Annotated in this window: 16 protein-coding genes, 1 pseudogene and 1 riboswitch; of the genes and pseudogenes, 7 read left to right on the top strand and 10 right to left on the bottom strand. The window is 73.3% G+C overall.

Going from position 1 to position 14,782, the window contains the following annotated elements; all coding sequences use genetic code 11:
• Positions 1–657: acetylglutamate kinase (gene argB, locus CCN72_RS14335; RefSeq protein ID WP_143664100.1), on the top strand; the 657-nt coding region annotated here is incomplete at its 5' end.
• Here the strand turns inward: argB and CCN72_RS14330 are convergent.
• Both CCN72_RS14330 and CCN72_RS14325 read right to left on the bottom strand, forming a co-directional pair.
• Complete coding sequence (locus CCN72_RS14330; protein WP_244174221.1) at positions 631–1,149, bottom strand: GNAT family N-acetyltransferase; 519 nt, start codon at positions 1,147–1,149, stop codon at positions 631–633. The genes argB and CCN72_RS14330 overlap by 27 nt on opposite strands.
• A 27-nt stretch (positions 1,150–1,176) precedes the next feature.
• Positions 1,177–2,712, bottom strand: a complete 1,536-nt coding sequence (locus tag CCN72_RS14325) for an MFS transporter (protein WP_086807861.1) — start codon at positions 2,710–2,712, stop codon at positions 1,177–1,179.
• Between the two features lie 118 nt (positions 2,713–2,830).
• Here CCN72_RS14325 and CCN72_RS14320 point away from each other — a divergent pair, with 118 nt between their 5' ends.
• From CCN72_RS14320 to CCN72_RS14310, 3 genes are all read left to right on the top strand, one after another.
• Positions 2,831–3,523, top strand: a complete 693-nt coding sequence (locus CCN72_RS14320) for a TetR/AcrR family transcriptional regulator (RefSeq protein WP_158101353.1) — start codon at positions 2,831–2,833, stop codon at positions 3,521–3,523.
• A 129-nt stretch (positions 3,524–3,652) separates the two neighbouring features.
• On the top strand, positions 3,653–4,591 hold the full coding sequence (locus CCN72_RS14315) for an alpha/beta hydrolase (protein ID WP_086807859.1): 939 nt from the start codon (positions 3,653–3,655) through the stop codon (positions 4,589–4,591).
• A gap of 123 nt (positions 4,592–4,714) precedes the next feature.
• A complete protein-coding gene (locus CCN72_RS14310; RefSeq protein ID WP_086807858.1) occupies positions 4,715–5,470 on the top strand; it encodes an O-methyltransferase in 756 nt (251 codons plus the stop codon).
• Positions 5,471–5,504: 34 nt separating this feature from the next.
• Here CCN72_RS14310 and CCN72_RS14305 read toward each other — a convergent pair whose 3' ends face one another.
• The 4 genes from CCN72_RS14305 to CCN72_RS14290 all read right to left on the bottom strand — a co-directional run bounded on the left by CCN72_RS14305 (position 5,505) and on the right by CCN72_RS14290 (position 10,126).
• A complete protein-coding gene (locus CCN72_RS14305; protein ID WP_086807857.1) occupies positions 5,505–7,019 on the bottom strand; it encodes an amidohydrolase in 1,515 nt (504 codons plus the stop codon).
• A gap of 174 nt (positions 7,020–7,193) precedes the next feature.
• Positions 7,194–7,865, bottom strand: a complete 672-nt coding sequence (locus CCN72_RS14300; protein ID WP_158101352.1) for an isochorismatase family protein — start codon at positions 7,863–7,865, stop codon at positions 7,194–7,196.
• Positions 7,866–7,881: 16 nt separating this feature from the next.
• A complete protein-coding gene (locus CCN72_RS14295) occupies positions 7,882–8,586 on the bottom strand; it encodes a DUF2470 domain-containing protein (protein ID WP_086807855.1) in 705 nt (234 codons plus the stop codon).
• Positions 8,587–8,761: 175 nt separating this feature from the next.
• Positions 8,762–10,126, bottom strand: coding sequence for a beta-1,3-glucanase family protein (locus CCN72_RS14290; protein WP_086807854.1), 1,365 nt, complete (start codon positions 10,124–10,126; stop codon positions 8,762–8,764).
• Between the two features lie 546 nt (positions 10,127–10,672).
• On the opposite strand from CCN72_RS14290, the gene CCN72_RS14285 reads away from it, so the two are divergent.
• Positions 10,673–11,107: a VOC family protein gene (locus CCN72_RS14285; protein WP_086807853.1), complete on the top strand. Its 435-nt coding sequence runs from the start codon at positions 10,673–10,675 to the stop codon at positions 11,105–11,107.
• A gap of 12 nt (positions 11,108–11,119) precedes the next feature.
• On the opposite strand, the pseudogene CCN72_RS40500 reads toward CCN72_RS14285, so the two are convergent.
• From CCN72_RS40500 to CCN72_RS14270, 3 genes and pseudogenes are all read right to left on the bottom strand, one after another.
• Positions 11,120–11,564: pseudogene (locus CCN72_RS40500) on the bottom strand (MFS transporter); the annotation flags it as partial.
• Between the two features lie 26 nt (positions 11,565–11,590).
• Positions 11,591–12,238 carry a phosphatase PAP2 family protein gene (locus tag CCN72_RS14275; protein ID WP_143664099.1) on the bottom strand — a complete coding sequence of 216 codons (648 nt, stop codon included), beginning with the start codon at positions 12,236–12,238 and terminating at the stop codon, positions 11,591–11,593.
• A gap of 221 nt (positions 12,239–12,459) precedes the next feature.
• On the bottom strand, positions 12,460–12,666 hold the full coding sequence (locus CCN72_RS14270; protein WP_086807851.1) for a DUF2180 family protein: 207 nt from the start codon (positions 12,664–12,666) through the stop codon (positions 12,460–12,462).
• 107 nt (positions 12,667–12,773) lie between these two features.
• Positions 12,774–12,845, bottom strand: a riboswitch (Fluoride riboswitch).
• Between the two features lie 196 nt (positions 12,846–13,041).
• Here CCN72_RS14270 and CCN72_RS14265 point away from each other — a divergent pair.
• The gene (locus tag CCN72_RS14265; RefSeq protein ID WP_086807850.1) at positions 13,042–13,278 is read left to right on the top strand and encodes a hypothetical protein; all 237 of its coding nucleotides are present in this window, start codon (positions 13,042–13,044) and stop codon (positions 13,276–13,278) included.
• Positions 13,279–13,300: 22 nt separating this feature from the next.
• On the top strand, positions 13,301–13,525 hold the full coding sequence (locus CCN72_RS14260) for a hypothetical protein (RefSeq protein ID WP_086807849.1): 225 nt from the start codon (positions 13,301–13,303) through the stop codon (positions 13,523–13,525).
• A gap of 23 nt (positions 13,526–13,548) precedes the next feature.
• Here the strand turns inward: CCN72_RS14260 and CCN72_RS14255 are convergent.
• The coding region (locus CCN72_RS14255; RefSeq protein ID WP_107430100.1) for a PP2C family protein-serine/threonine phosphatase at positions 13,549–14,782 on the bottom strand (1,234 nt) is incomplete at its 5' end.

Raw genomic sequence — 14,782 nt, 5'->3', positions numbered from 1 at the left:
CGGATGGTGCTCGCCGGACAGGTGCAGCGCGAGATCGTCGGCCTCATCAACGCGCACGGCCCGCTGGCGGTCGGGCTGACCGGCGAGGACGCGCACACCCTCACCGCCGTACGCAGACCGGCCTGGGTGGACGGCGATCCGGTGGACATCGGGCTGGTGGGCGATGTCGTCCGGGTGGACCCGGAGACGATCCTCGCGCTGCTGTCCCGGCGCCGCGTGCCGGTGGTGTCCCCGCTCGCCAGGGGAGCCGAGGGCGAGGTCTACAACGTCAACGCGGATCTCGCGGCGGCGGCCCTGGCGGGCGCCCTGGGCGCCGAGCGGCTGATCGTCCTCACCGATGTCGCCGGACTGCACGCCGACTGGCCGGCCGGCGGCGAGGTGATCGAGCGGCTGACCGCGGCGGAACTCGACGCGCTGCTGCCGGGCCTGACGGGCGGCATGGTGCCGAAGATGGAGGGGTGCCTGCGGGCGGTGCGGGCGGGGGTGCGGGCGGCCCGGGTCATCGACGGACGGGTGCCGGGCGCCCTGCTGCGGGAGGGCTTCCACGACCGGGGCACCGGCACCACCGTGTTCCCGGACCGGGCCGACGAGCGTCCGCAGCACGCCGATCGGCCCGGTGGGCCGCACCGGTCACAGGGTCCGGCCGAGCACCCGTGAGCCCGGGCGGGGGGCGAGCCCGGCCGGCCAGGTCACGGGTGCGTCGGTCACGGTGAATCCGTGGCGCAGGAACAGCGCGGCACCGCCGCTGGTCGCGGCGAACACCGTGCCCACCGAGCGGGCCGCGGCCTCGGCGAGGAGCGCGGCCAGCAGGGCCGTACCGACTCCCCGGCCCTGACTGGCCGCCGCCACGCAGAAGTTGTAGACGACGGCGGTACGGCCCTGATCCCGCCCCTCGGGTGCGGCGCAGAACCTGAGCGCCGCACAGCCCTCGACACGGCCCGTCGCCGACTCGGCGAGCAGGAAGTCGTCCACGTCGCGCGCGTACCGCGCCATGGACCGCTCGCGCAGCTCGCCGGTCCGGGCGAACACCCGGGAGAGGCGGTACAGCGCGACCGCGTCGTCGCGTCCGGCCGCGCGCACCACCACCGGAGACGAGGGACGAGAAGGGCGCGGGAGGGGTACGACATGGAGTGCGGAGCGGGAAGTCACCGTGCTGTCCTCAACTGGATCTGGTGGTCAGGCGGAGGCATGGTCCTGCTCCGCCGCTGGGCCGGGGACCGCCGAAGGCTCGTCCCGGTTTGCTCGGGGCGCGAACGCGGCGGCGATGACGGCGGCCGCGGCGCAGAAGGCGGCGGTGACGAGAAACGCCCGGTCGTAACCCTCGACGAGTCGGTGGACCCGGTCGGCCGGGGCGGACGAGGCGCCCTGTGTCGCGGCGACGGTGGTGAGGATCGCGAGCCCGAGGCTTCCGCCGATCTGCCGGGCCGCGTTGATGAGACCGCTGATCAGCCCGGCCTCGTGCGGGGCGGCGGCGCCGGTGGCCAGGGAGGTGTTGGCCACCATGCACAGGCCGACGCCGGTCGAGGCCACGAGCGAGGCGGGCAGGAAGCCGGTCAGGAAGGTCGAGTCGGCGTGCATCAGGCCGAAGAGCAGCATGCCCGCCGCGCCGAGCACCAGGCCCGCGGTCAGTACGGCGCGGGCCCCGAAGCGGGTGGCGAGTCGCCCGGAGAGCATGGACCCGACGACGGTGCCGAAGCAGAAGGGCAGGAAGGCGGCGCCCGCCCGCAGCGGCGAATAGCCCAGGACGTTCTGGAGGAACAGCGAGGCGAAGTAGAACCCGGCGACGGTGGCGGCGCCGAGGAACAGCACGATCACATTGGCCAGCCACACCGGCCGGGCGCGGAACACCCCGAAGCGGACCAGAGGTTCGGCGGCCGCGCGCAGCTCCCAGACCGCGAAGGCGGCGCCCGCCACGACCGCCACCGCGAAGGAGACGAGGGCGCCGGCGGTCCCCCAGCCGTGCTCGCCGGCCCGGATGAGTCCGTTCACCAGGGCGGTCAGGGCGACGGTGACCAGAAGCGCGCCGGGCAGGTCGAGGCGGCTCATGCGGGTGGTGCGGGTGTCATGCACGGACAGCCGGGCCAGGATCAGGGCGGCGGCCACGATCGGCACGTTCACGAACAGCACCCAGCGCCAGGACAGCCACTCGGTGAGCACCCCGCCCAGCAGCACCCCGAGCGCGCTGCCCGCGGCGGACACCATGGCCCAGATCCCCACGGCCCGGGCCCGCGCACGGGTCTCGCGGAAGGTGACCATGATCACGGCCAGGCTCAGCGGGGCCAGCAGCGCACCGGCCAGGCCCTGGCCCGCACGCGCCGCGATGAGCTGGCCCGGTGTCTGCGCGAAACCGCCGAGCACGGAGGTGACCCCGAACACCGCGAGCCCCAGGAACATCGCGACGCGGTGCCCCACGAAATCGGCGAACCGGCCGCCGAGCAGCAGCAGTCCGCCGAAGACCAGCGTGTAGGCGTTGACGACCCAGGACAGCCCGCCGGGCCGGAATCCGAGGTCGCCTGCGATCGAGGGCAGCGCCACGTTCACGACGCTCACATCGAGGACGACCATCACCTGCCCCAGACAGGCGGTGGCGAGGACCAGTCCGGGGCGTGGCCGGGGTCCTGACGCCCGGTCGGTTCCCGTGTCGGATCCTCTGTCGGATGCGGTACCAGGTGCTGCGGTACCGGGTGCGGTCCCGGACGGCGTCTCGGTCATGGCGCACTACTCCCGTTGCTCGGCGCGGACCTCTGCCGCGCGACGACGCGAACAATGTACGCGTAAGGCTTGCCTAACTTCCACCTCGGCCGTGCGGGAGAAGTGGGAGGATGACGGCATGTACCGCCCTCCGCAGACCTCCGACCCCGACCCGGCCCGCCGACGGCGCGGGGTGCCCCGGTCGCAGCCGAGGCCAGGGCTGACACCCGAGGCGATCGCACGGGCGGGGCGGGAGCTGATCGAGCGCGAGGGGCTTGACGCGCTCACCATGCGGGCGGTCGCGGCCGAACTGGGCACCGCCGCCGCCTCGCTGTACCGCCATGTCGCCGACCGTGACGCGCTGCTGCTGGCGATCCTGGAGGACATCGCCTCCCGGCTGCCGGTGGCGGTGCCCGGTGCGACACCCGCGAAGCGGCTGTTCAACCGGCTGACCACCGCGCACGACTACATGGCCGAGCACATCTGGGTGCTGCACATCCTGATCCGCGGCGAACTCGTCGCCCGCAACGCCTTCCCGTTCAGCGACGCCTGTCTGGCCGACTTCCTCGCGGCGGGCCTCACCGAGCGCCAGGCCTCCACCGCGTACCACGCCTGCTGGCACCTCACCACCGGTGAACTGCTCAACGAGCACCCGCTCACCCCGCCGCCCCAGCCGAGCCAGCGGCAGCAGGCCCTCGCCTCGGTGGACCCCGCCGAGCTTCCCGCGCTCGCCCGGGTCCGCGAGGCGGAGCTGCGCCAGGGCCGCGACACCTACGCGACGGCACTCAAAGCCCTGTTGACGGCCTTTCTGCCCGACGCGGCGGACTTCTGAGGTACGGACACCCACCAGCCGCCCCCGCCGTCGAAGTCGAAGTCGACGGTACCGCTCCGGCCGAGTCGTAAGTTAGGTTTACCTAAGTTGCTTCTGTGTCGGCCCGTGCCGACGGCAAGGGGGAGACCTATGACTCCGCCGTACACCCAGGGCGAGTCCGCGTGGGTGCCCACCCGTGACGGACGAAGGCTGCACGCGATGGTCCTCGACGCCCGCGAACCGGACGCCGGGCCGCCGGCTCCCGGCCGGGTGCCGCCGACGGTCGTGTTCGAGGCGGGGGTGGCCGCCGACCGTTCCTCCTGGGCCGGGGTGCAGCCCGCGGTCGCCCGGTTCGCCCGTGCGATCGTCTACGACCGCGCCGGGCTCGGCCGCAGTGCGCCGGACCCGGCGGGGCGGACGCTCGCGCGGATGGCCGACGATCTGGGCGATCTGCTCGACCACTTCGGGCCCGGCCCGTTCGTCCTGGTCGGGCACAGCGCCGGCGGCCCGATCGTACGGCGCGCCGCGGCCGACCGCCCCGACCGGATCACCGGCCTGGTGCTGGTCGAGCCCACGGACGAGGCCGCCGATGTGCTGTTCTCGCCGGGCTTTCGCCGGATGAGCCGGATCGTGCCCCACGTCTACGGTCTGCTCGCCCGCCTCGGTCTGCTGCACCTACTGCACCGCCCCCTGCTCAGGGCCGCTCCCGCGGATGTGCGCGCGGCGATGCGGCGGGAGGCGTTCACGGCGGGGGCGATGTCCACCTGGGCCGAGACCAACCGCACCTTCCTGGACGAACTCGCCGCCTGGCGCGACAACCCGCCCGACACCGGGGACTTCGCGCTCACCGTCGTGTCCGGCGCCCGCGCGGGCAACGGCATGAGCCGCTCGATCCGCGCCGCCGCGAACGCCTCGCACGCCCACCGGGCCGCCGTCTCGCCCCGGGGCAGGCAGGTGATCGCCGAACGCTCCGGCCACTACGTCCCGCTGACCGAGCCCGGCCTCGTCGTCGACGAGATCGCCCGGCTCGTCCGGCAGCCGGACGCCCCCGAGCCGAAGCCGCCCGTACACGACGACCGAAACGCCTGACCGCGCGTCGCAAGTGCCCCGATGGCCGACCGTGCCGCCGCCCCGCACCGGAACGGCTGACCCCGCACCACAGGTACTCCGAAGACCGACCGAAACGGCTGACCCCGCACCGGAGGTGCCCCGATGACCGACCGAGCCGCACGAACCGCCGCGTACGCCCCCTCGCCGCTGGACGACCGGGCCCGCGCGGTGGTCGACCGGCTGCACGCCCGCAGCCGTCGCCAGACCCGCACCGCGCTCGCGCCGATGCTGGCCCACGCCGTCACCAGCCGGCTGCGCGAGGGCACGTGGGACCCCACCCGCTCGGCGGACGGCAAGGCGTGGCTCGCCGACAAACTGGTCGCCCTCGATCCGCACAAGGCCGCCCTGTGTCACCAGTTGTGCCGCGCGATCGGCGCCCGCCGGGTCGTCGAGGCCGGCACCTCCTACGGCGTGTCCACGATCTACCTCGCCGCCGCGGTCCGCGACAACGTCGCCGACGGCACCTCCCTGCCGCACCAGGACGGCGGGCTGCCCGAGGCCAGGGTGTTCGGCACCGAGCACGAGCCCGCCAAGGTCGCCGAGGCCCGTGCCAACATCGCCGCCGCCGGACTGTCCGAGCATGTCGACATCCTCGTCGGCGACCTGCGCGAGACGCTGACCACCGTGCAAGGCCCCATCGACTTCATGCTGGTCGACATCTGGATCCCGATGGCGCTGCCCGCGCTGCGGATCGTCACACCGCTGCTGCGTCCCGGGGCGCTGGTCGTCTGCGACAACGTGGTCAGCGGGCGCCGCCAGTACGCCGACTACCTCGCCCATGTCCGCGACCCCGCCGGTCCGTTCACCTCCGTCACGCTCCCCGGGCACGGCGGTCTGGAGGTGTCCCGCAAGAACTGACCGCCCTGGCCCACCCGTTGGGGCCGCAGCCGGGTCAAACGGTTGTCGGGGGAACGGAGTCGTACGGGCCGTGGGTCCAGCGTCCGCCGGTCATCGTGGCGTGCACCGGCATCGCCCGCAACGCGCCGGCGTCGGCCGTCAGCGGGTCCACGTCCACGACGACCAGGTCGGCCGGGTCCCCGACCCGGACGAGCCTGCGTCCACGGGCCGCCGCGACCAGCGCGTCGGGTACGGACAGACGCTGTTCCGGGTGCCAGGCGGGACGCCCGTCGTCGGTACGGCTGACGGCCGCCGCGACGGCGAGCCAGGGGTCCAGCGGGGACACCGGGGCGTCCGAGCCGAACTCCAGCCGGGCACCGGCCGCGTGCAGGGCGGCGTACGCGAAGGCCCGGTCGGTGCGCCCGGCCCAGTGCCGGTCGGCCACGTCCCGGTCGTCGGTGGCGTGCCGGGGCTGCACTCCGGCCGTGACCCCCAACTGAGCGAAACGCGGCAGGTCTTCGGGGCTCAGCAGCTGCGCGTGCTCGATCCGGCCGCGGCAGCGCACGGTCGCGAAGGCGTCCAGGGCCACCCTGTTGGCGCGGTCCCCGATGGCGTGCACGGCGGGCTCGATGCCGTGCGCGGCGGCCCGTCGCATCAGCCGTACCAGCTCCCCGGGCGGCGTCTCCTCGATGCCGTGCGCGCCCTCGGTACCCTCCAGGCCCGGATAGGGGTCATGGCACAGCGCGGTACGGGTGTTGAGCGAGCCGTCGGTGAACAGCTTGAGGGGGCCCACCCGGACCAGCCCGGGGTGGCGGCCGACCCCGCCGCCGGTGCGCAGGCCCCGGGCGATGGCCGCGTCCAGGCGGCTGGGGTAGACGGCCGCCGCCACGCGCAGGGCGGGCGGGGTGTGCGCCGTACGCCGTGTCCAGTCCTCGACCGTGTCGCCGTACTGGAAGTCGATGACACCGCTCACCCCGCGCGCGGCGGCGGCCCGGCATGCCTCGGCGATCCGGTCGTCCACCACCTCGGCGGGTGCCTTGGGCAGGGCGGACAGCGCCTCATGGGTCTCGTGCTCGCGCAGCAGCCCGGTGGGGTGGTCGCCCCGGCCGACGAGCGCCAGGGCCGGGGAGTTGAGCCATACGGCGTGCAGATCGGCGCTGACCAGGGCCACCGGGCGATCCGGGAGCACCGCGTCGAGCAGGTCCTTGTGCGGGGTGTCGGACCACAGGCCGTCCCGGAAGCCGTACCCGAACAGGACGGTGTCGCGGGGGCCGCCGGTCTGCCGCCGCACCAGGTCGGCGACCTCCGTTGCGGATCCGGTGCCTGCCAGGTCCAGGCGGTGCCGGGCGTTCGCCCACTCCGCCAGGTGGACATGCGCGTCCCACAGCCCCGGCAGCAGGACGCGCCCGTCGAGGTCCACGACCCGCTCGCGGCCGTCGGGGGCCGCCCGGTCGCCGCACTCCGCGCCGGTGACGACATGGGTGATGGTGCCGTCCGCCACGCGGACCCGGCTGAGCGGTCCGCCGGCGCCGAGCCGCACCCGGTCGAGGACGAGCGCGAAGTCGGTCATGAAGCCTCCCTGGAGGACGCCGGGCGGCTCTTGGCCGAACGACCGGCGAGAAACGCGGTCTCACCATACCCAGGGCTGCGGGCAGGCGGGTTGTGGACTGATGGATGTGAACCGCGGTGGCCCGCCCGGCCGTTCACCGTCGGGCGGGCCGCCGCCTCGGCGGGTCCCTGGCGCTCAGACCGCCGTGGTGTCCGCGGGCCGTCCGCCGAGTTCCGCGCGTACGGCCTCGGTGACGGTGACGGTCGCGCAGGTGGCGGCCAGCCAGTGGACGGCCATGGTGTGGTCGGCGGCCGTGCGATCGGCCATGGCGTCGGCGACGACGAACGGTTCGAGATCCTGCATCCAGGCGTCGGCCGCGGTGAGCAGGACGTCGGTGCGTGCCGCCGCGCCCACGACCACCACCTGGTCCCGCCCGAGTTCCTTCAGGCGCGAGCGCAGCCGGGTGCCGGCGAACGCGCTGTACCGTTTGGCCGTCAGGACCGTGTCGCCGGTCTCCGGCCGCAGGACGTCCACGACGGCGCGGGCGTCCGTCTCGGTGGGCGGTGCGAGCGGGACCGGCGCGGGGAACACCGGGCCCGGCCCCTCTCCCCCGACCGACCGCGACCCCGGTATCCGCGTCACATACACGACGGGCACTCCGAAGCAGCGCGCGGTCTCGGTCAACCGGGCGATGTTGTCGAGGAGTTCCGCGACCGGCGCGGTCTCCCGCAGAGCCCGCAGGACGTACTCCTGCATATGCTGTACGACGAGTGCGGCACGGCACGGATCGATGCGCCAGGAAGGGCCGCCGTCCGGCAGCGACGCCGCGTCGGGCATGGGGTACGGGACGACGCTCAAGGACGTCATGGTCTCGCCTTTCGGCTCAGGCCAGCAGATGGCCGGTGTGGGAGAGGCGGCGCGCCGCCGACAGCAGGGCGTGGATCTGCGGCCCGACATGGTCGAGGTCGCGCACGGGGGTGTGGAACGGAATGCGGGCGTCGTGGTGGCCGCGCCGGTGTTCCAGACGGAGGGTCAGGCCGTAGCGGTCGATGGCCACCGGGACCACCTTCGTCACACCGGGCTCCGGGCGTGGCCGTACGAGCCGCAGCAGCCGGGGCACGAGATCGGCGTGGTCGTCCACGAGGTGGGTCAGGATGCCCGCCTCGCAGGTCGCCAGCGGATCGAGCTCGGTCGCCTCCAGTTCCTGGAGGGTCACGTACGCGCGTCCGCCGGAGTCCTCCAGGACACCTTGCCCGAACTCCATGCACGTACTGTCCGTGGCGTCCGGGTCGTACGGCGCGCGCAGCACCCCGGTCAGGGTGACCCGGGCGCGCAGCCGGTCGCGTACCGGCGTGGGCGCTATGTCGGTGAGTTCCAGGCGGACCGGGACCCGTACGGGGGACGGGGTGCCGGTGCCTTCCCAGGCGGCGTGCAGATGGAAATGTCCCATCGCACCGGTGCCGTCGAGTCGGCGGATCTCATGGTGCCGGCCGTCGCTGACCACGGTCATCGAGTGGGCGGCGGCCAGGATCGACCGGACACGCTCGGCGGCCGTCGGCGCGCTGGCAGGACTGGGGGTACGACGCATCCGGGCCCTCCAGGACCAGGGAAAGTAAGGTAAGCCTAACCTAACTCACACCTTGTCCGGTTGGCCAGTCACCCCGCACGCACAGAGCCCCTCCACCGGCCGGAACGGTCACCGGTGAAGGGGCGTGCGCATCTGCCGTGCCGGACGGGCGGACGGTCTTTCAGTAACCGGTCCCTCAGTAGCCGACCGCGACCTCCATCCACTGCGGGCCGTCCATCGAGGTGTACGCGGCCTGGCCCGCCACGTCGTCGTACGGGAAGCCGTACGCCAGGTGGCCGATCGCGTGGTCGTGCCAGTACTTGGCGTACCAGTTGGCCGGGTCGCCGCCGTAGAACTTCGACGGGTCCTGCTGCTGGGCGGCCGGCAGGTTAGCGGTGTGCCGGTTGAGCGCGGCGCACAGGGCCGCGTCGGAGGCGAGGGACCCGGCACAGCCGAAGATGTTCGAGGTGGGCTCGTTCACGCCGACCGAATTGGCGTACGCCGTGAAGTAGTTGGCGTTCGCGCCGCCCGAGCGGAAGCTGGGGTCGCTGCCGGGGGCGATGATCCGGTACGGCGCCTGGGTCTGGGCCAGGACCTTGAACTGCTGCGGCACGGAGTTCTGGAAGTTCTGGAACACCTGGTCACGGGTCATGGTGAACAGGTCCTGGGCGTCGCCCAGTTGGACGTCCTGCCCGCTGTGCGAGTGCAGCCGGATCGCCAGCGGCAGGCCCCAGGCGTCGACCCGGGTGGTGTTGCCGCTGAACGAGGACGTGCCGGTGGTGAACTCGATGAAGTCGTAGTACTGGCCGTTCGGGGAGCCGACGTAGAAGTACATGCGCTGGGCGGGGGCGGCGACGATGTCCACGTAGGGCTGTTCGGCGATGGAGTGCTCCTGGCCGTTGTAGCTCCAGTAGACCTGGCTGTCCGGGTAGGCGCCGCCCGTCCGGTTGAGCACCTTGACCTTCATGACGCCGGAGGACGGCGGGATGTCGTCGGTGGTGCCCCAGAAGTCGTCCGGGGGCGTGGTGCCGCCGGAGCCGCCGTAGACCTGGAACTCCCAGAGGGAGTAGCCGTACGGAGTGGCGCGCTGGGTGCCGTACATCCGGACGTACCGCCCGGAGCCGCTCACGTTCAGGTTCTGTACGCCGCCGGGGCCGGCGGTGGTCGAGTAGACGGTGGTCCAGGGGCCGTTCGGGTCCGTGGCCGTCTGGACGGTGAAGGCCTTGGCGTAGGCGGCCTCCCACTTCAGGGTGACCTGGGTGAGGGGCTGCACCGAGCCGAGGTCGACCATGATCCACTGCGGGTCGGCGAACGCGCTGGACCAGCGGGTCTGGTCATTGCCGTCCACCGCCTGCGCGGCGCCGAAGGAGGCGTTCTCGGCGGAGGAGGCGGTGGCGGGTCTGCCCTGGGAGAGCAGGGTGCCCGCGGCGCGGGCGGGACTCTGGGAGGTGACGGTGAGTCCGAGCGCCGCGACGAGCGCGATCAGCAGCGCGAGGACGAGATGGGGCCGGGACCGGGGGCGTCCCGGCGCGCGGCATGGCGAGGCGGAGCTGACTGGCATGGGCGTACTCCTCGAACGGGTGGGGACCGTGCTGGAGACCGAACCGTGACGCAGCCTGAGAGCGCTCTCGGGTGAGGGTGATGGTGGCAAGCTCCCCGGGGCCAGTCAATGGGTTGTTCACAAATGAACGGCAGCACAGCGGAATTCGTTCGGCTCTCGAACGCCAGGCTCGCGTCGGCGGCGTCGGCCGACCTCGTCCGAGCCGGCCGAAGGGGCGAGCGCGGCGCCCACGACGCGGGAATGAACAGGCCGGGAGGGGGCGACCCGGATGAAGCGCAGACCCCGCCCCGGGGGGGGCAAAGCAGCAGGTCACCACATGTGACCTGGGCCACACATATGTAAGCCTTCCCATCGAACCGCCGGAGGCGTACGTTCCGGTTTACCTCGCGATGGCGCCCCCAAGGCGTCGGCCCGCCGAGCCTGGGACGGCGGGCCAGCGGGGGCCAAATCCGCCCCGTGCCGGTCGGCGTGACCTTCCGCCCGGTGGGCAACGTGCCGCCCGAAAAAGACAGTTGGGCGGCGGCGCGCCCCTGCTATGGTGCGCCGATGTCATCGATCAAGAAGATCCAGGTCACCTTCGACTGCGCGGACCCCGAGCGCGTCGCCCGGTTCTGGTGCGAGGTGTTGGGCTACGAGGTTCCGCCGCCGCCGGAGGGGTTCGACACCTGGGGTGATTTCGATCGGTCGCTGCCGGCCGAGCGGCAGGGCGCGGCGTTCGCCTGCGTCGACCCCTCGGGCGAAGGGCCACGGTTGTTCTTCCAGCGCGTTCCCGAAGGGAAGGTCGTGAAGAACAGGGTGCACCTCGATGTACGGGTCGGTACCGGGCTCGTGGGCGAGGAGCGGCTGGCCGCGCTGGAGGCCGAGTGCGCGCGGCTGGTCGCGCTCGGCGCGGTGCAGGTACAGGTGCTGCGCGCCGACGGCTTCAACGAGTCCTGCATCGCGATGCAGGACATTGAGGGCAACGAATTCTGTCTCGACTGAGGATCGCCCCTCCCCTGAGGACCGGCCCCCCAGGGTGACGCCGAGCCCGGAGACCGTGTTGTAGAGGCCGTAGTGGGTGGCGACCAGGCGGTTGCCGGACAGGGCGACGACCGTGTCCATCTCGAAGGGGTAGACGATCGCGGACCCGGTGGCCAGCAGGACCACGGCCACCACCAGGGAGGCGAGCACGGCCGCCGAGGTGCCGCTCGGGCACAGGGCCGGGGGGACGAAGGCGAGTCCCATGACCGTCAGCCCCCGTACCAGGGCCTGGCCGCTCTGCCAGCGGTTCTTGGCCCAGCCGGTGAGCCGCAGCTGTCCTACGACGGCGACGGCGGTTGGCGGTTGGCGGTTGGCGGTTGGCGACGATGGCGCGCCACTGCGCCAGGACACCGCCGGTCTCGGTGTTCTCCGGGTGCCGGTGGCGGCCGGGCAGCGCGCGCCATTGCAGCAGGGTGAGCGAGGGGTCCACCGTGATCGTCGGGCTCAACGGACTGCGTCTGCCGGCGGACGGTGCCTGGTGCCGGGCGGGTGCGGGGAGCGGGCTGTGAGATCTGGAGCCGTGGCCGTCCGGGCGATCCGCGCCGCCGCCAGCCAGCCGTAGCCGAACAGCAAGCCGCCGAGGACATCGGTGGGCCAGTGCACCCGCAGGGCGAGGCGGCTGAGGCCGACGGCGCAGCCGACCCCGTAGGCGGCCGTGCGCGAGCCGGTGACCAGGCCGGTGGCCAGCAGGGCGGTCGCCGTATGACGCGAGGGGTAGCTCGCTCCGTGAAAGGAGGCGAACCGCCCGGCCCCCGGCGGACGTTGACGACCGACGGCCCGGCACATCGCGGTACGGGTCACGTCCCCCGCGGCCAGGAACGCGAGAGGCAGCCAGCGGTCCGGAGCCGACCGGTGTGTTCGGCTCTCCGGGCGCCGCAGACAGCGTGTGGCGGTCGCCGTGTAGGCAACCGGGCGCGATCCCAGTACGGTCACGGCCTGCCACGCTCGCCGGGAGAGTTCCGTGTGCGGGGCGGGCATCCTGATGCCCCGGTCGAGCGGGGCCAGGACCTTCTCGTGCCGGGCGGCGACGGACAGCAGCGCCGCGCCCACAAGTCCGATGGCTGCACGGCCCCAACTCATCTCTTCCGGCACAGGTGTTCGCCCCTTCCGGGTCGATGTGTGCCGGGGGTGCGCCCTCCCCTCGGGCGGCGCACCCCCGGCATGTCCTTCCGCGCGAACGAGGCTCGCGGGTGTGGGCCTCGGTGGGACCCGCGCCGGAAGGACGTCCTTGCGGCGAGCAGGGGGAGTCCGCGCACGGCTCCGGCCCTTCTCGTCGATGGTCGTGGCCCCGGTCCTGCCGCGGCCGGACCGGGTCAGCCACCGCTCTCGGCGGCCGTGCAGGTGTCGCACAGCATCCGTCGTGCGGCGCGCGGTCTCGTCGCCAGGCCCGTGCCGGCCAGCTGGTGGAGGACCTGGGGCTGGGCGTGCGCGTGCCGATGGCAGACGCCCGCGCCGCAGGTGCGGCAGACGGCGACCGCCGCGGTCGCGATGTCCAGGCCCTGGCAGTCGAAGCAGTTCATCGCCGACCGCCGTTCCGGAGGGCGGAGCTTCGTGGCGTGCCGTGTGCGCGGCGGTGGGTCTCAGAGGGGGCGGGCACCCGGTACCTCCCGAAGGCATGCGTTCCTGACGTCGGTCAGGAACCATCAGCCCGGGGGCGGTTCGGACCGAGGTCCAGGCGGGATCCATCGCCGAGGTCGAGTCAACAGGTGTGCGCGGCCACGGTCAAGTGCTCCGTGCTCCGGCCGGTGCGCGGACACCCGCCCGGCCGCACGCCGGTTGTCCGGTTCGGCGGGCGCTCTTACGGTGGGACGGCATACGGCGGTGGGGCTCGCCGTCAACCGCGGTCGTACCGCCAACGGTCCCTGTTCGAAGTTCGAGCAGGGAGGACCGCTGCCATGGCCGACCGTCGTACGAAGGACCGTGGGAAGGACCCCGTCGGGCTCGTCGCCACGCTGGTGCTGTGCCTGCTGGGTGGCGCCGTCCTCGCCGGGTTCGCCGGTCTCCTCCTCGGCCTGCCGCTGCCCGCCACCGCGCTCGCCGCCCTGGTCATCGGGGTCGGTACATGGCTGCCGCCGGCCGTGCGGAGCCGCTCGGAGCCGGACGGCGGTTCCCCACCCGGTGAGACGCCGTGAGCGGCTCGCGGGCGGACGCGTCATGTCTCACTCCTTCGCCACCGTCGTCGTGCATCCACCGGAGCCGGATCACCGGGGGCGGCGGGTCACCGTGGCGGGCAGCACCATGGGGTACGCGCGCGACGCGGTGGACGTGCTGTGGCTGGTGTGGGCGGCCGGGCTGGACCCGGACGAGGTACGGCTGGACGACCCGGACCGGGTCGAATGGCGCGGCGCCGGTCCCGAGGTGTGGACCTGCCCCGGGTGACCGCCGCAGCGGCCCGTCGCCACTCAGGGGACGCGCAGGGCCAGTACGGCGACATCGTCGTACTGGACGTCGCTCATCCGGGTGAGCAGTTCGTCCCGGAAGACGGCCAGTGGCTCGCGGGCGAGTGCCGCCGCGTGCTGGCGCAGCCGGGTCAGACCGCGGCCGATGTCCTCGCCGGGGCGTTCGACGAGGCCGTCGGTGTACAGGAGGAGGGTGGCGCCGGGCGGCAGGGTGACGGTCGCCGTCTCCCGGGCGAGCGCGGGGTCGACCCCGAGGATGGGGGCGTGCCCTTCCTCCAGCAGCAGCGTACGGCCGTCGGGCTGGGCCAGCAGGGGCGGGAGGTGACCGGCGTTGGTCCAGGTGAGCCGCCACGGCCCGGTGTCGGGGGTCTCGATGCGCGCGATGACGGCCGTCACCAGCTCGATGCTGGTCAGGCCCTGCATCACCTTGTCCAGGCGGCACATGATGCCGGCCGGGTCGTCGCCGCCGCTGTCGTAGGCGAGTGCGCGCAGCATGTTGCGCAGCTGCCCCATCCGGACGGCGGCGGCGAGGTCGTGGCCGACCACGTCCCCGATGGCGAGAATGGCCGAGCCGTCGGGCAGCGGGAAGGCGTCGTACCAGTCGCCGCCGACCTCGGCCCGCTCGCGGGCGGCCAGATAGCGGGTGGCGAGCTGGAGGTGGTCCAGGCCGGTCAGGTCGGGCAGGAGGGAGAGCTGGAGCTGCTCGGCGGTGTGCTCCTGGAGCGCGTACAGCCGGGCGTTGTCCAGGGCGAGGGCCGCGCGCTGGCCGAGGTCGGCGGCGAGCGCCTGCTCCTGCTCGTCGAACGCCGGGGCTCCGGTGCGGCGGACGAAGGTGAGGGCGCCCAGTCCCTGCCGTCGTACCCGCATGGGCACGATCAGCGCGCTGTGGGCGCCGAGCGCCCGGTACAGGGACCACTGGGCGGCGCGCAGCGGGTCGGCCGGGTCGGGTTCGCCGAAGTCGGTGATCACGACGGGGCCCGCGCCGCGCAGCACCTTCGCCAGCGCGCAGGCCGAGTCGTCCGGGCCGGGGAGCAGCCCGCCGGACAGCACGCGCAGCGCCCGTTCGGTGTCCCGGTCGGTGACCGTGAGACGTCGTACCCCCTCGCCTTCGACGACGTCCACGACACAGGCGTCGGCCAGCTGGGGCACGACCAGTCGGGCGAGCCTGCGCAGCGACTCCTGCGCGTCCAGACCGGAGGCCAGCGCGCGGCTCACATCGGCGAGCAGCCGCAGCCGG

This window comes from Streptomyces murinus (assembly GCF_002154555.1).
Lineage (GTDB): Bacteria > Actinomycetota > Actinomycetes > Streptomycetales > Streptomycetaceae > Streptomyces > Streptomyces murinus.
This window is presented reverse-complemented; position numbering and strand designations above follow the sequence as displayed.

Coding starts and splice junctions, on each gene's coding strand:
- CCN72_RS14325 (WP_086807861.1), bottom strand. CDS start 2,712: ATGACCGAGACGCCGTCCGGGACCGCACCCGGTACCGCAGCACCTGGT.
- CCN72_RS14320 (WP_158101353.1), top strand. CDS start 2,831: ATGTACCGCCCTCCGCAGACCTCCGACCCCGACCCGGCCCGCCGACGG.
- CCN72_RS14315 (WP_086807859.1), top strand. CDS start 3,653: ATGACTCCGCCGTACACCCAGGGCGAGTCCGCGTGGGTGCCCACCCGT.
- CCN72_RS14310 (WP_086807858.1), top strand. CDS start 4,715: ATGACCGACCGAGCCGCACGAACCGCCGCGTACGCCCCCTCGCCGCTG.
- CCN72_RS14305 (WP_086807857.1), bottom strand. CDS start 7,019: ATGACCGACTTCGCGCTCGTCCTCGACCGGGTGCGGCTCGGCGCCGGC.
- CCN72_RS14300 (WP_158101352.1), bottom strand. CDS start 7,865: ATGACGTCCTTGAGCGTCGTCCCGTACCCCATGCCCGACGCGGCGTCG.
- CCN72_RS14295 (WP_086807855.1), bottom strand. CDS start 8,586: ATGCGTCGTACCCCCAGTCCTGCCAGCGCGCCGACGGCCGCCGAGCGT.
- CCN72_RS14290 (WP_086807854.1), bottom strand. CDS start 10,126: ATGCCAGTCAGCTCCGCCTCGCCATGCCGCGCGCCGGGACGCCCCCGG.
- CCN72_RS14285 (WP_086807853.1), top strand. CDS start 10,673: ATGTCATCGATCAAGAAGATCCAGGTCACCTTCGACTGCGCGGACCCC.
- CCN72_RS14270 (WP_086807851.1), bottom strand. CDS start 12,666: ATGAACTGCTTCGACTGCCAGGGCCTGGACATCGCGACCGCGGCGGTC.
- CCN72_RS14265 (WP_086807850.1), top strand. CDS start 13,042: ATGGCCGACCGTCGTACGAAGGACCGTGGGAAGGACCCCGTCGGGCTC.
- CCN72_RS14260 (WP_086807849.1), top strand. CDS start 13,301: ATGTCTCACTCCTTCGCCACCGTCGTCGTGCATCCACCGGAGCCGGAT.